The organism is Arthrobacter rhamnosi (assembly GCF_054510975.1).
In genome coordinates this window covers 261,890-276,111 of the sequence record NZ_JBTNDN010000004.1, presented here as the reverse complement: position 1 = coordinate 276,111, position 14,222 = coordinate 261,890, and the positions used below count along the sequence as shown (strand labels likewise).

Genomic DNA, 14,222 nt, shown 5'->3' with positions numbered 1-14,222 from the left:
CGGCGCGGCCCATCCCGCCGCGCCCTCCCTGCCGGCTCCTCCGAGGACCCGGCCCATCCGAACAACCCGAGGATCCTCCATGACCGAAGCCTTCGACGCCGTCGACATCATCCGGACCAAGCGCGACAGGGGAACCCTCTCGCCCGAGCAGATTGACTGGACCATCGACGCCTACACGCGCGGCGTCATCGCCGACGAGCAGATGGCCGCCCTCAACATGGCGATCCTGCTCAACGGCATGGACCGCGCGGAGATCTCCCGCTGGACGGCCGCGATGATCGCCTCCGGCGAGCGCATGAACTTCTCGTCCCTCGGGCGGCCGACCAGCGACAAGCATTCCACCGGCGGCGTGGGGGACAAGATCACCCTGCCGCTGGCCCCGCTCGTCGCCGTGTTCGGTGTCGCCGTGCCGCAGCTCTCCGGGCGCGGCCTCGGGCACACCGGGGGAACCCTGGACAAGCTGGAATCCATCCCCGGCTGGCAGGCGCACCTCAGCAACGAGGACATGCTGCGCCAGCTCGCCGAGGTCGGCGCCGTCATCTGCGCCGCCGGCACGGGACTCGCTCCCGCCGACAAGAAGCTCTACGCGCTGCGCGACGTCACCGGCACGGTGGAGGCCATCCCGCTCATCGCGTCCTCGATCATGAGCAAGAAGATCGCCGAGGGAACCGGGTCGCTCGTCCTGGACGTGAAGGTGGGCAGCGGCGCCTTCATGAAGGACGTCGACCAGGCGCGCGAGCTCGCGGAGACCATGGTCGCGCTCGGCAAGGACGCCGGGGTGAACACCGTGGCCCTGCTCACCGACATGAGTACCCCGCTCGGCCTCACGGCGGGCAATGCGATCGAGGTCGAGGAATCCGTGGAGGTCCTCGCGGGCGGAGGGCCGGCCGACGTCGTCGAGCTCACCGTCCGCCTCGCGGAGGAGATGCTCGCCTGTGCGGGCATGCACGACGCCGACCCTGCCGCCGCCCTGAAGGACGGCCGCGCCATGGACGTGTGGAACCGGATGATCGAGGCGCAGGGCGGCGATCCCCGCGCCACGCTGCCCGTCGCCCGGGAGTCGGAGGTCCTCCTCGCACCGGCCGACGGCGTGCTCGTGGGACTCGACGCCCTCTCGGTCGGTGTCGCCGCCTGGCGTCTCGGCGCGGGCCGCGCCCGCAAGGAGGACCAGGTGCAGGCGGGAGCCGGTGTGCGGATGCATGCGAAGCCCGGTGCCCTGGTGCGGGCGGGCGAGCCGCTGATGACGCTGCTGACCGATACCCCGGACCGGTTCGAGCGCGCGCGGGAGGCCCTGGCCGACGCCGTCCTCATCGCTCCCGAGGGCTCACGCCCGGCGCAGCAGCTCATCATCGACCGCATCGCCTAGGCGCCACCGGCCCTTTCAGGGTCCACCCCTAGGGGATCCGCGGCCGGCCTCATCCCCGGGGGTGATGCCAGCCGCCGCGCAGATCGCCCGCAGGGGCGACGACTCCCGTGCGGCCGGCCCGTAGCGTTGGAGGCAGACGCACGGCAGAGCATCGCGGTTCGATCCGAACGGCGGCATCCGGCGTCCGGCGCCATGCCTGCTTCGTCACCCCGGTGGCATCGCCCGCATGGAGCGACGGCGGAGGAGCCTCAGGATGGACGCGATCACCAGTGCACTCGACGGCATCAGCGGCCTCGTGCTCGCTGCCGCCGGGCAGCCCTGGGTCTACCTCCTCGTCCTCGTGTGCTGCGTGGTCGACGGCTTCTTCCCGCCGTTCCCCAGCGAGTCCGTCGTCGTCGGCCTCGCGTCCCTCGTCCTCACCCAGGGTGTGCTGAACCCCTGGCTGCTGATCCTGGTCGCGGCACTCGGCGCCTTCCTCGGCGACAACATCGCGTACGGCATCGGCAGGGGTATCGGCACCACGCGCTTCCGGTGGATGCGGCGTCCCCGGATGCAGCGGTCCTTCGGCTGGGCCGGGAGCGAGCTCGCGAAACGGGCGGCGTCGCTCATCCTCGTTGGCCGCTTCATCCCGATCGGCCGCGTGGCCGTCAACCTCACCGCCGGGGCCACGGGCTACCCCCGGCGCCGCTTCGTCGCCCTGACGGCGCTCTCCGGAACGGTGTGGGCCGGCTACTCGGTGGGTATCGGCGCGATCGCCGGTACCTGGTTCCAGCACAACCACCTGCTCGGCGTCGCGGTGGCCGTCGGGATCGCGGTCGTCATCGGTGTTCTCGTGGACCGCGGAACCGCCTTCGTCCGGGGCTCCACCCCGCTGGAGGCTCCTGCCCTGCAGCCCCGGGACGAGCTCCAACCGGCCCACGGGACGAACCCGTCCTGAGGCGTATCGCGTAGGCTTGGCAGCGTGACCCAGATCCCGAACGACCTCGTGTCAGACGCTGCCATCGACATCCAGACCCTGCCGAAGGTCTCCCTCCACGACCACCTCGACGGCGGCCTGCGACCGGCCACCATCATCGACCTCGCGGCCGCGATCGGGCACGAGCTGCCGGCGTCCGACCCCGAGTCGCTCGGGGCGTGGTTCCGCGAGTCCGCGGACTCCGGCTCGCTCGAGCGGTACCTCGAGACCTTCGACCACACCATCGCCGTCATGCAGACGCGCGAGGGCCTGATCCGGGTCGCCCGGGAATTCGTCGAGGACCTCGCGCTCGACGGCGTCGTGTACGGGGAGGTCCGGTGGGCCCCCGAGCAGCACACGCAGAAGGGCCTGACGCTCGACGAAGCCGTCGAGGCCGTGCAGGAGGGGCTCGACGCGGGCGCCGCCGCGGCCATCGCCGCCGGCCGCGTGGTCCAGGTGGGCCAGCTCATCACCGCCATGCGCCATGCCGATCGCGGCCAGGAGATCGCCGAGCTCGCCGTCCGCCACCGTGACCGGGGCGCGGTCGGGTTCGACATCGCCGGAGCGGAGAACGGCTTCCCGCCCTCACGCTTCACGGAGGCGTTCACCTACCTCGCCTCCGAGCAGTTCCCCGTGACGATCCACGCCGGCGAGGCCGCCGGTCTGGACAGTATCAAGGACGCGCTCGTCGCCGGACGGGCCCTGCGCCTCGGCCACGGGGTCCGCATCGCCGAGGACATCGAGATCGAGGAGTCCGCCGACGAGGAATTTCCCGAGGGCGAGGAGGTCGGCATCGCGAACCTCGGCCGCATCGCCTCGTGGGTCCGTGACCGCGGCATCCCGCTCGAGCTGTGCCCGTCGTCGAACCTCCAGACCGGGGCGATCGAGTCCTTCGGGAACACCATCGATGCCCACCCCTTCGACCTGCTGTACCAGCTGGGGTTCAAGGTCACCGTCAACACCGACAACCGGCTCATGAGCGGTGTGACTCTGACGGACGAGTTCGAGCTGCTCGTCGACACGTTCGGCTACGACCTGGGCGACCTGCTCGAGCTCACCCTCAATGCGGTCGATGCCGCCTTCCTGCCGCTCGAGGACCGCGAGGCCCTGGCCGAGCACATCACGTCCACCTTCGACAGGGTCGCCCGCCAGGCGTCCTAGTGGACGCTCCCGACCCGCGGCCCTCCGCACCCGGCAGGCCTCCGGGTGCGGCGGTCGAGCGCCTCGTCGAGGTCGTCCGCCTCCTCCGCCGGCACTGTCCCTGGACCGCCGCGCTGGACCACGCGACCCTGCTCGAATACCTCGTCGAGGAGACCTACGAGCTCTACGAGGCCGTCGACGACGTCGCGAGGACCGACCACCCCGGCGCCGGCCTCGTCCACGCGCTGCGGGGCGAGCTCGGGGACGTGCTGTTCCAGGTGGTGCTCCACGCGCAGCTGCAGACGGAGCGCGGGTCCTTCGGACTCGCCGAGGTGGCGGACGGGCTGACCGCCAAGCTGGTCCGCCGGAATCCGCACGTCTTCTCGCCCGACGGCGCCCTCCGCGGGAGCTTCCCCGCCTCCGTGGAGGAGATCGTCGCCACCTGGCATGCGGTGAAGGCGCAGGAGCGGCCCGGGCGCACCTCGCCCTTCGAGGGGATACCGCACCACCTGCCCGCGCTCGCCCTGGCCGCCAGGACCCTCAAGCGCGCGGGGGAGGGCCCTGGCCCGGCCGCGGTCACCCAGCCCGCGATGGACGCCGTCGACGGCGCCGACGCCCCCCGGGCCCCCGACTCCGCGGCCGCGGGCGGTACCGAGGGGGATCCGGACGCCGAGGCGCGGTTCGGCAGGGAACTGCTGGAGCTGACCCGGTGTGCGCTGGCGTCCGGGGTGGACCCCGAGCGTGCCCTCCGCCGTGCGGTGCTGGACTACCAGCAGGACGTCGCCGGTGACCGAGGGCGGCGGGATCCGGACGCCGACGTCACAACCGGGTGATCCAGCGCACGTCCGGACGCGCGTGAACTAGGCTGGGAGCAACACCTCCGTTGCTCTGACAAAGACGTCCCAACAAGATGTGAACCCCTACACTCCAACGAAGAGGAGCAAATCCATGGCCATCATCGATGCCATCCACGCGAGGGAAATCCTCGATTCCCGCGGCAATCCCACGGTCGAGGTCGAGGTCCTGCTCGACGACGACACCTTCGGCCGCGCGGCCGTCCCCTCCGGTGCCTCCACCGGGGCGTTCGAGGCCAACGAGCGCCGCGACGGTGAGAAGGACCGGTACCTCGGCAAGGGCGTCCTCCAGGCCGTCGAAGCCGTCATCGAGCAAATCCAGCCGGCCCTCCTCGGCTTCGACGCCGCGGACCAGCGTGCCATCGACCAGGCGATGATCGACCTGGACGGCACCGAGAACAAGTCGAACCTGGGCGCCAACGCGATGCTCGGCGTCTCCCTCGCGATCGCCCGCGCCGCCGCCGAATCCGCCGCGCTGCCGCTCTACCGCTACCTCGGCGGCCCGAACGCCCACGTCCTGCCGGTGCCGCTCATGAACATCCTCAACGGTGGTTCGCACGCGGACTCCGACGTCGACATCCAGGAATTCATGATCGTGCCGCTCGGCGCGCAGTCCTACTCCGAGGGCCTCCGCTGGGGCGTCGAGGTCTACCACGAGCTCAAGTCCGTCCTGAAGGAGAAGGGCCTGGCCACCGGCCTGGGCGACGAGGGCGGCTTCGCCCCGAACCTGCCCTCCAACCGCGACGCACTCGACCTGATCACCACCGCCGTGGAGCGCGCCGGCTACACGCCCGGCACGGACATCGCGTTCGCCCTCGACGTCGCCGCGTCCGAGTTCTACAAGGACGGCTCGTACCACTTCGAGGGACGCACGCTCAGCACCCAGGAGATGAGTGCCTACTTCGAGGAGCTCGTCCGCGACTACCCGCTGGTCTCCATCGAGGACCCCCTCGACGAGGACGACTGGGAGGGCTGGAAGCACCTCACGGACGCGATCGGGACCAAGGTCCAGCTCGTCGGCGACGACCTCTTCGTCACGAACCCCACGCGCCTGGCCAGGGGCATCTCCAGCCAGACGGCGAACTCGCTGCTGGTGAAGGTCAACCAGATCGGCACCCTGACCGAGACGCTCGACGCCATCTCGATGGCGCAGCGTGCCGGGTACACGACGATCACCTCGCACCGCTCCGGCGAGACCGAGGACACCACCATCGCCGACATCTGCGTGGCCACGAACGCCGGCCAGATCAAGACCGGTGCTCCTGCCCGCAGCGAGCGCGTCGCCAAGTACAACCAGCTGCTGCGCATCGAGGAGGAGCTCGACGACGCCGCACGCTACGCCGGCCGCAGCGCCTTCCCGCGTTTCACGGCGTAGTACGTCAGCAGTTGATCGGGCGGGCGGTTACCCTCGTTAGACGGGTTTCGGAAGAAATCCGACGCGACCAGACGCGACAGCATTGACGAGGAGCTTCATGACTGCCCGCCGCCCTAACGTGCCGCGAGCCGGCCGTCCTTCGCCTGCGGCGGAGGACCGGCCGGCCCCCGGAGCGACCAAGGGCCAGACCCCTGCCGGCTCCCGGGCCGGCAGTTCCCCCACCGACACCGGTTCCGCCGCGGGCACCCGCGGAGCGGGCCACGTCCCCGCCCCTTCCCGCCCCGTGCAGCCCCGCCCTGCCGGGTCCGGCCAGCGCAAGCCGTCCCCACCCCGTGCGGCCGGCCCTTCCGCGACGAAGGACCCGCGCTCCCTGGGTTCTTCCGGGACGAGGGACCCCCGCGCAGCGTCAGGGGCGGCCGGAACGACGCCGCGGACCGCGCGTCCGGCGGCCGGACGGTCCACGCCGGCATCCCCCTCGGAGGCGCGTGCCGCCGAGCGGTCGCAGCTCGCGGGAAGCATCCGCCGAGGACGGCTCGGGTCCCGGCGTGCCGAGTCGGCGATCGAGCCGGCCGAGGAGGCCACGCCCATCCCGGCGAAGTCCTTCTCGGGCCGCCTGCTCGCCCTCGCCGTCGTGCTCATCGCCGTGATCGTGCTGCTGGCGCCGTCGGTGAGCCGCTACCTGCAGCAGCAGGCGGAACTCGATGCCCTGCGCGCGGATATCGCCCGGCAGCAGCAGGAGCAGGCGGACTACCAGTCGGAGCTCGCCCGCTGGGATGATCCGGCGTTCGTCCGGCAGCAGGCGCGCGAGCGCATCTTCCTCGTGATGCCGGGGGAGACCCGCTACCTCGTCAAGGGTGGCGACGGGATCGAGGAGAGCACCGGCGAGGGATCGGCCACCGAACCCGCCAACCTGCCCTGGGTCGACTCGCTCTGGAGCTCGGTCGCCCGCGCAGCGACAGATTGAGCGGCGGGGCGCTGCCGCGAGTGCGGCCGCCCGCCGCGAACCCGACGCCCGCAGCGGCGTCCCAGGAAGGAACAGCGTGACCCAGCACGACCAGCACGACGAGCACGATGAACTCGGCCAGGACGGCCAGGGCCCGCGGATCCCGACCGTACGCGACCTCGACGTCCTCAGCCGCCAGCTCGGCCGGCCCGTCCGGGACGTCGTCGAGATCGGCGCCCGGTGCGTCTGCGGAAACCCGCTCGTCGCCATCACCGCACCGCGCCTCTCGAACGGCATCCCGTTCCCCACGACCTACTACCTCAGCCACCCGGTGATCACCGCCGCGGTGTCGCGGCTCGAGGCCGAGGGCGTCATGACCGAGATGAGCGATCGCCTGAGCACCGATGCGGCACTCGCCGAGGCGTACCGCGCCGCCCACGAGGCCTACCTCGCCGCGCGGGACGCGGTGGGCGAACGCGCCGGCACGGGGGCCGTGCCGGAGATCGCCGGCGTCTCGGCGGGAGGCATGCCGACCCGCGTGAAGTGCCTGCACGTCCTGGTCGGGCACGCCCTCGCGGCGGGGCCGGGCGTGAACCCGCTGGGCGACGAGGCCATCGGCCGCATCGCGCAGTGGTGGACGCCCGGGCGCTGCTACTGCGAGGGCGCCTGGGACACGACGGGCCAGGCGCCGCACGCCGACCTGAGCAGGCACACCAGGACCCAGGGTTTGAGCCCCGAGGAGCTCGAGGCCAAGCGGGCGGCGCGACGCCGGGATGCCGGAACCGGCGGGGCGCAGGTAACCTCGCCGGAGCCCGACGCGTCCGACTCCACCGCTTCATCCACCGCCTCATCCACCGCCGAATCCACCGCCGAATCCACCGCCGAATCCACGCCTTCCGACGAGGAGAAGTAATGCGCACAGCTGCCATCGACTGCGGTACCAATTCCATCCGGCTCCTGATCGCCGACGCCGAGGACGGCGTCCTGACCGACGTCGAACGGCTCATGCGCGTGGTGCGGCTCGGCGAGGGAGTGGACGCGACCGGACGCCTGTCGGAGGCTGCGCTCGCCCGGACGTTCGCCGCCACGGAAGAGTACGCAGCACTCATCGAGAAGCACGGCAACCCGTCCGTGCGGTTCGTGGCGACCTCGGCGTCGCGCGATGCCGAGAACCGCCAGGACTTCGTCGACGGGATCCGCGCCCGGCTGGGTGTGGAGCCCGAGGTCGTCTCCGGCGACGAGGAGGCGCGACTGTCCTTCGACGGCGCCGTGAGCGTGCTGGAGACGGACCGCGACGAGACCGTCCTGGTCATCGACCTCGGCGGCGGCAGCACGGAGTTCGTCGCAGGCACCGCGGACGGCCTCATCGCCGCACGGAGCACGGACATGGGCTGCGTGCGCTACACCGAGCGCTTCCTCACGGAGGATCCACCCAGCGCCGGGCAGATCGAGGCGATGGAGGCCGAGGTCGGCCGGATGATCGATGAGGCCGCGGCCGAGGTGCCCCTGGACCGGATCACGAAGATCGTCGGGGTCGCGGGAAGCATCACCACCGTCACCGCCCACGCCCTCGGACTCCCGCGCTACCAGGCCGACCGCATCCACGGCGCCGAGCTGCCCATTCCCGTCCTCTCGGCGGCGGCGTCGGATCTCCTGCACCTGCCGCGGGCCGCACGGGCCGCCCTGCCCTACATGCATCCCGGTCGCGTCGACGTCATCGGGGCGGGTGCGCTGATCTGGAAATCGATTCTCGAGCGCGTCGCTGCGGTCACGGACGGCCGCGTCTCGACGGCGATCACGAGCGAGCACGACATCCTCGACGGGATAGCCCTGAGTGTTGCGGAGCGGGAACGGTGAGCTGATGCTCTCCCGAGCGCGCCTCGCCGTCCGTGCGGGGGCTGCCGTCGTCGTATGCCTCGCCCTCCTCGTGCCGGCCACCCCAGCCGCCGCGGACGACATCCGTGGCAAGGAGTACTGGCTCGAGGACTACGGCATCGAGGAAGCCTGGCAGAGCACGCAGGGCGAGGGTGTCACGGTGGCGGTGATCGACAGCGGGATCGACGCGACCCACCCCGACCTCGCAGGAGCCGTGATCGGCGGCACGGATGCCTCGGGTGCGGGCGATCCCGGCGGGCAGCGCGGCATCGGGGAGGTGCCGGCCCATGGAACCCTGGTCAGCACCCTCCTAGCCGGGCGAGGCCACACCGATCCGGCCGCGCCGAGGCCCTCCGGTAGGGCTCCTTCGTCGCCCCCGGAGCCCTTCAGCCAGTACGGGGACGGTCCGGACGGCATCGTCGGCGTCGCACCGAAGGCGAATCTGCTTGCCGTCTCCCTCTGGATCGAGGGTCAGAGCAGCGGTCCCAATCCGGCCGGCGTGTCGGTCGACGAGCAGGTCCCCTGGGCGGTCCGCTGGGCCGTCGACAACGGCGCGGACGTCATCAACATGTCGCTGGGCAGCACGAGCACCGCCTGGCCCGAGAGCTGGGACGACGCCTTCCTCTACGCGGAGCAGCACGACGTCGTCATCGTCGCCGCGGCCGGCAACCGGGCCGGAGGCCTGACCCAGGTCGGGGCGCCCGCCACGATACCCGGCGTCCTCGCCGTCGCAGGGCTCGACCGTTCGGGCCTCGCGAGCGCCGAAGCATCCTCCGAGGGCATCAGCATCGCGGTCGCCGCCCCGTCCGAGAACCTCGTGGGCGGACTGCCCGGCGGCTTCTACGCGAACTGGTCGGGCACGTCCGGTGCGGCACCGCTGGTCTCGGGCGTCGCAGCCCTGATCCGCGCCCGCTATCCCGAGCTGTCGGCCGCGCAGGTCGTCAACCGCATCGTGGACACGGCACGTGACGCCGGACAGCCCGGTTTCGACACCCTCTACGGCTACGGCGTGCTCGACGTCGCCGCGGCCGTCAATGCCGACCTCGCGGTACCCAAGGAGAACCGGCTGGGCAGCATGGCCCAGTGGATCCAGCTCTACCGGCGCGGCGGGCAGCCTCCGGTCTCCGCGCCGGCCCTGCCGAGCCATCCGCCGGCCGAGGTGATCCCGGTTCCGCCGGCGCCGCAGGCAGAGGATCCGCTCACCTCCGTGCACCCCGTGCCCGCGCTCGTGGTGCTCGGATTCGGTGGGCTGATGCTCGCAGTGCTCCTCGGCGGGGCCCTGCACGTGACCCGCCTCAGGAGGCGCACACCGGTGCCCTCCGAGGAGAACCCGGGACGGATCGAGCACGTCGCGGGAGGCGGGAACAACCGGTGGTGACCGGTCCTCCGGCTCCTCCGCGGAGCTAGTGAAGATTTTCACAAACTCCGGTAGCATCGAGGAATGGCATCGAACCCACACTTCTCTGACCGCCCGCGCATCCTTGTCGTCGGCGGCGGTTACGTAGGCCTGTACGTCGCGCACAGGCTGCAGAAAAAGGTCAAGGACCACGGCGGCATCGTCACGCTGGTGGATCCCCTGCCCTACATGACCTACCAGCCTTTCCTCCCCGAGGTCGCCGCCGGGAGCATCGAGGCGCGCCACGCGATCGTGTCCCACCGCAAGCACCTGCGGAAGACCGAGCTGATCTCCGGCAAGGTCACGTCGATCAACCACGCCGGCCGGACCGCCACCATCGAGCCCACGGGCGGTGGCGAGTCCTTCGAGCTCGGCTACAGCGACGTCGTCGTCGCCGCCGGTTCCATCACGCGCACCTTCCCCATCGAGGGCCTCAAGGACCAGGGCATCGGCCTGAAGACCATCGAGGAAGCGGTGGCCCTGCGCAACAAGATGCTCGAGCGCATCGAGACGGCCTCCGTCATGCCCGAGGGTCCCGAGCGCGACCGCGCCCTGACCTTCGTCGTCGTCGGCGGCGGGTTCGCCGGTATCGAGACCATCACCGAGATGGAGGACGCTGCCCGCGACTCCGTCAAGGCGAACCCCCGCCTCAGCCGCTCCGACCTGCGCTTCGTCCTCGTCGAGGCCATGGGACGCATCATGCCCGAGGTCACGGCGCAGCAGGCCGAGTGGGTCGTCGGACACCTCCGTTCGCGCCAGATCGAGGTCCTGCTCAACACGTCGCTGTCCAGCGCCGTGGACGGCACGCTGAAACTCATCAACATGCCGGACAAGACGCCGGCCGACGAGTTCGAGACCGACACCCTGATCTGGACCGCAGGCGTCCAGGCCAACCCCGTGGTCCGTTCGACGGACTTCCCGGTCGACGAGCGCGGCCGCCTGCGCGCCAACGCCGAGCTCAGGATCACGGGCGATGACGGACCCCTCCAGAACGCCTGGACCGCGGGCGACGTCGCCGCCGTCCCCGACCTGACCGGTGGGGGAGTCGGAGGCTTCTGCGTCCCCAACGCCCAGCACGCCGTGCGCCAGGCGAAGCTCCTCGCAGCCAACATCCTCGCCGCCGGCTACGGCGTGGGTGAGGTGAAGGAATACCGCCACACCAACCTCGGCGCCGTGGCAGGCTTCGGCCAGTTCAAGGGTGTCGCTAACATCATGGGCTTCGGCATGAAGGGCTTCCCGGCCTGGCTCGCCCACCGTGGCTACCACGGCTTCGCGATGCCGATGTACGAGCGCAAGGCCCGCGTGATCGTCAACTGGAGCATGAGCTTCCTCTTCGGCCGCGACCTTGCTCCGCTCTCGGACCTGCAGAACCCACAGCGCCAGTTCCGCGAAGCGGCGACCCCGCCGCCGAAGAAGGACACCGCGCTGCCGAGCCAGCCGCCCACGCCGGCAGGGCAGGCAGCAGCAGCGAAAACGACGGCCTGACACCCGGCTGACACCCGGCTGACACCGGACGAACACGGCTCGAGCCGACGAACGACGGCGACCTCCTTCCCGGGGTCGCCGTCGTTCTTCGTCTGTCCCCTGTGAACGGGTCCGGTGCGTCCGCGGTACGCTGGACGGGCTGGCCGGCCCCAGTAGCCCAATGGCAGAGGCAGCAGACTTAAAATCTGTTCAGTCAGGGTTCGAGTCCCTGCTGGGGCACTTCCCTCCCCGACGTGGTGCCGCTACCGCGCTGTCATGCCCATGGACAGCCCCCTGAGTAGTGCCCGCTGTCAAGAGTGTGCCATCGCCGCTGTGACGAGTGTTACAAGGATGTAACCCGATTCCCTTATCTAAGACACATTTATCGATTAGCTTTTCCATAAGCCAGGAACACCTGGTGATCGCATCAAAGGCAGCAAGAGCCTTTCGGTCGAGGAGACTAATTCATGACTGCAACACGCAACTCCGCGCTGCTCGGCATCGGGGACAATGCCACGCGCGCGGGAAAGGTCGCTGCCCTGAGCCTGGGGATCGCGCTCTTTGCCTCCGGCTGCGGTGGCGGCGGAACCACGAGTTCCGAGGGCGCCGGCGACACCGAGACCACTGCTGCCGCTGCCTCGTCGGCTCTGGCATGCCCCGAGAGCGAGGGTGGCGCCGGCGAGGAGCAGGGCGAGAAGGGTGACCCCTCGGCCGTGCCCGCCAGCAAGACCACGAGTCCCACACCGCTGAAACTCGGTTCCCTCCTGCCGACCACCGGAACCCTCGCGTTCCTCGGCCCGCCCGAGATCGCCGGCTCCACTCTCGCCGTCAACCAGATCAACGAGGCCGGTGGCGTGCTCGGCCAGGACGTCTCCATCACGCAGCGCGACTCCGGTGACACCACCACCGACATCGCGACACAGTCGGTCACGGACCTGCTGTCCCAGGACGTCAGCGCCATCGTGGGCGCCGCATCGTCGGGTGTCTCGAAGACCGTCATCAACCAGATCACCGGCGCGGGCGTCGTGCAGTTCTCTCCCGCCAACACGGCCGCCGAATTCAGCACCTGGGACGACAAGGGCCTCTACTGGCGTACCGCCCCCTCGGACGTGCTCCAGGGCCGCACGCTCGGCAACTACATCATGACCTGCGGCGCCCAGACCGTCGGCATGATCACCCTGAACGACGCCTATGGCACCGGTCTGCAGGGCACCATCCAGGAGACCGTCGAGGCCGCGGGCGGCCAGGTCGTCGCCAACGAGATGTTCAACACCGGTGACTCGCAGTTCTCGAGCCAGGTGGACGCCATCGCCGCAGCCAAGCCCGATGCGATCGTCCTCATCAGCTTCGACGAGGCCAAGAGCATCGTCCCGCTGCTGGTCGCGAAGGGCATCGACGCGAGCACGTTGTTCATGGTCGACGGCAACACCTCCGACTACAGTGCAGATCTCGATCCCGGCACCCTCGAGGGAGCGCAGGGCACCATCCCCGGCCCCTTCACCGGCCCCGGGTTCCAGGAAGCGCTCGCGACCGTGGACCCGAAGCTGACCAGCTATGCCTACTCGGGCGAGAGCTACGACGCCGTGAACCTCATCGCGCTCGCCTCCGAGGCAGCGGGAAGCGTCGAGGGTACGGAGATCGCGAAGCAGCTCGAGGGGGTCTCGAAGGACGGCACCAAGTGCTTCGACTTCGCAGGCTGCGTCACGCTGCTGCGCGACGGCGAGGACATCGACTACGACGGCGTGTCCGGTCCCGTGACCTTCGACGAGAACGGTGACCCCACCGAAGCCGCCATCGGTATCTACAAGTACGACGCCGACAACAAGCCCCAGCCGAGCCGTTCCGAGGTCGGACAGCTCTAGGGATCCGGTCGGAGCCCGGCTCCGGTAGTACTTCACGCAGTGGTTCAAGGCCCCGGCCGCCCTTCCGACGGAAGGCGCGGCCGGGGCCTTCCGCTGTCTGGGGGGTGGGTAACGGAGCTACGTGCTGTCCCTCGAGGGCCGAGCGGCCTGAACGGCGCTCAGGCGTCGCCCGGTCGGCGCCTGGAGACGGCGTAGGAGGGCTCGCGGACCCTGCGCGTCCAGTCGTAGGTCTGGGCGCCGGCCAGGGGGTGCAGGACGGCGTCGAAGCGCAGGTCCTTCTCCTCTCCCTCGGGGTCCAGGCGCAGCGTGAGGGTGCCGAAGTGCTGCCAGGCCCCCCGAGGAGTGGCGAAGTACAGGCCGAGCTGCCACGGCGAGGTCCCCAGGACCCGCCGGAAGCCCCGCAGGGACGACGGCAGGCGGGAAGGGGAGAGCGTCCGCGCCCCGAGCAGCACGGGGCCGTCCTCGCCGCGGTACGGCATCATCGTGGTCAGGGGAGCCCGCGAGGCTCGCAGTCGGGGAATCAGCGCGAAGCGACCCGGGAAGGACCAGCCCGTGGAGGACAGCAGGATGTCCGAGAACGGCGTCAGGGGCCCGGAGCCGGGGTGGTGGATCCGCACCGCGAGCCCGACGATGTCGGGCAGTCCGTCCGGGGTGCCCACGGAGCGTGAGATCCGGGCGGTGGCGGGGGTCTCGCCCGGCCGGTCGATCCAGGCGATCCCGCTCCTCAGCCCATGGTCGTGCACCACGGCCGTGCCGTCGAGCCTCAGCCCCCGGGAGTGGATGGGGCGGTGCCGCCGCACGTGCTTGATGCCGCGGAACACCACCTCGAAGCCCTTGCCGATCGCATCACTCGCTCCTGCCATGTGCCGGCCCTCCCGTGGTACTCGCTCCGTCTGCCCTCCCCAACGTAGCGGTCATCAAAAGGGAGTGGGCGGAACCGTTGCCGGTTCCGCCCACTCCTTGCGTTCTGCGCCTACGGTCCGTCCGGATGC

At 70.6% G+C, this 14,222-nt stretch carries 12 protein-coding genes and 1 tRNA gene; 12 read left to right on the top strand and 1 reads right to left on the bottom strand.

The genetic code is table 11. The annotated features are described in order from the left end of the window. Window positions 1-79: 79 nt before the first annotated feature. The 12 genes from ACX80J_RS11760 to ACX80J_RS11705 all read left to right on the top strand — a co-directional run bounded on the left by ACX80J_RS11760 (window position 80) and on the right by ACX80J_RS11705 (window position 13,230). Window positions 80-1,366 (top strand): thymidine phosphorylase, encoded by a 1,287-nt coding sequence (locus ACX80J_RS11760; protein ID WP_459347883.1) that lies wholly within the window; start codon window positions 80-82, stop codon window positions 1,364-1,366. Between the two features lie 253 nt (window positions 1,367-1,619). Further along, window positions 1,620-2,303 carry a DedA family protein gene (locus ACX80J_RS11755; protein ID WP_459347882.1) on the top strand — a complete coding sequence of 228 codons (684 nt, stop codon included), beginning with the start codon at window positions 1,620-1,622 and terminating at the stop codon, window positions 2,301-2,303. Window positions 2,304-2,327: 24 nt separating this feature from the next. Beyond that, a complete protein-coding gene (locus ACX80J_RS11750; protein ID WP_459347881.1) occupies window positions 2,328-3,482 on the top strand; it encodes an adenosine deaminase in 1,155 nt (384 codons plus the stop codon). After that, window positions 3,482-4,294, top strand: a complete 813-nt coding sequence (locus ACX80J_RS11745; protein ID WP_459347880.1) for a MazG nucleotide pyrophosphohydrolase domain-containing protein — start codon at window positions 3,482-3,484, stop codon at window positions 4,292-4,294. The genes ACX80J_RS11750 and ACX80J_RS11745 overlap by 1 nt, the downstream gene beginning before the upstream one ends. Window positions 4,295-4,409: 115 nt before the next feature. Next, window positions 4,410-5,690, top strand: a complete 1,281-nt coding sequence (eno, locus tag ACX80J_RS11740) for a phosphopyruvate hydratase (protein ID WP_459345103.1) — start codon at window positions 4,410-4,412, stop codon at window positions 5,688-5,690. A 97-nt stretch (window positions 5,691-5,787) separates the two neighbouring features. Beyond that, a complete protein-coding gene (locus ACX80J_RS11735) occupies window positions 5,788-6,654 on the top strand; it encodes an FtsB family cell division protein (protein WP_459347879.1) in 867 nt (288 codons plus the stop codon). A 139-nt stretch (window positions 6,655-6,793) separates the two neighbouring features. Further along, complete coding sequence (locus ACX80J_RS11730; protein ID WP_459347925.1) at window positions 6,794-7,546, top strand: DUF501 domain-containing protein; 753 nt, start codon at window positions 6,794-6,796, stop codon at window positions 7,544-7,546. After that, on the top strand, window positions 7,546-8,490 hold the full coding sequence (locus ACX80J_RS11725) for a Ppx/GppA phosphatase family protein (RefSeq protein ID WP_459347878.1): 945 nt from the start codon (window positions 7,546-7,548) through the stop codon (window positions 8,488-8,490). Before ACX80J_RS11730 ends, ACX80J_RS11725 begins: the two co-directional genes overlap by 1 nt. A 4-nt stretch (window positions 8,491-8,494) precedes the next feature. Then, window positions 8,495-9,886 carry a S8 family serine peptidase gene (locus tag ACX80J_RS11720; protein WP_459347877.1) on the top strand — a complete coding sequence of 464 codons (1,392 nt, stop codon included), beginning with the start codon at window positions 8,495-8,497 and terminating at the stop codon, window positions 9,884-9,886. A gap of 63 nt (window positions 9,887-9,949) precedes the next feature. Then, on the top strand, window positions 9,950-11,389 hold the full coding sequence (locus ACX80J_RS11715) for an NAD(P)/FAD-dependent oxidoreductase (protein ID WP_459345107.1): 1,440 nt from the start codon (window positions 9,950-9,952) through the stop codon (window positions 11,387-11,389). Between the two features lie 146 nt (window positions 11,390-11,535). Then, a tRNA-Leu gene (locus ACX80J_RS11710) sits at window positions 11,536-11,608 on the top strand. Window positions 11,609-11,835: 227 nt separating this feature from the next. Then, window positions 11,836-13,230 (top strand): ABC transporter substrate-binding protein, encoded by a 1,395-nt coding sequence (locus ACX80J_RS11705; protein WP_459345108.1) that lies wholly within the window; start codon window positions 11,836-11,838, stop codon window positions 13,228-13,230. 158 nt (window positions 13,231-13,388) lie between these two features. Here the strand turns inward: ACX80J_RS11705 and ACX80J_RS11700 are convergent, their stop codons facing one another. Next, window positions 13,389-14,093: a hypothetical protein gene (locus ACX80J_RS11700; RefSeq protein ID WP_459347876.1), complete on the bottom strand. Its 705-nt coding sequence runs from the start codon at window positions 14,091-14,093 to the stop codon at window positions 13,389-13,391. Between the last annotated feature and the right edge of the window lie 129 nt (window positions 14,094-14,222).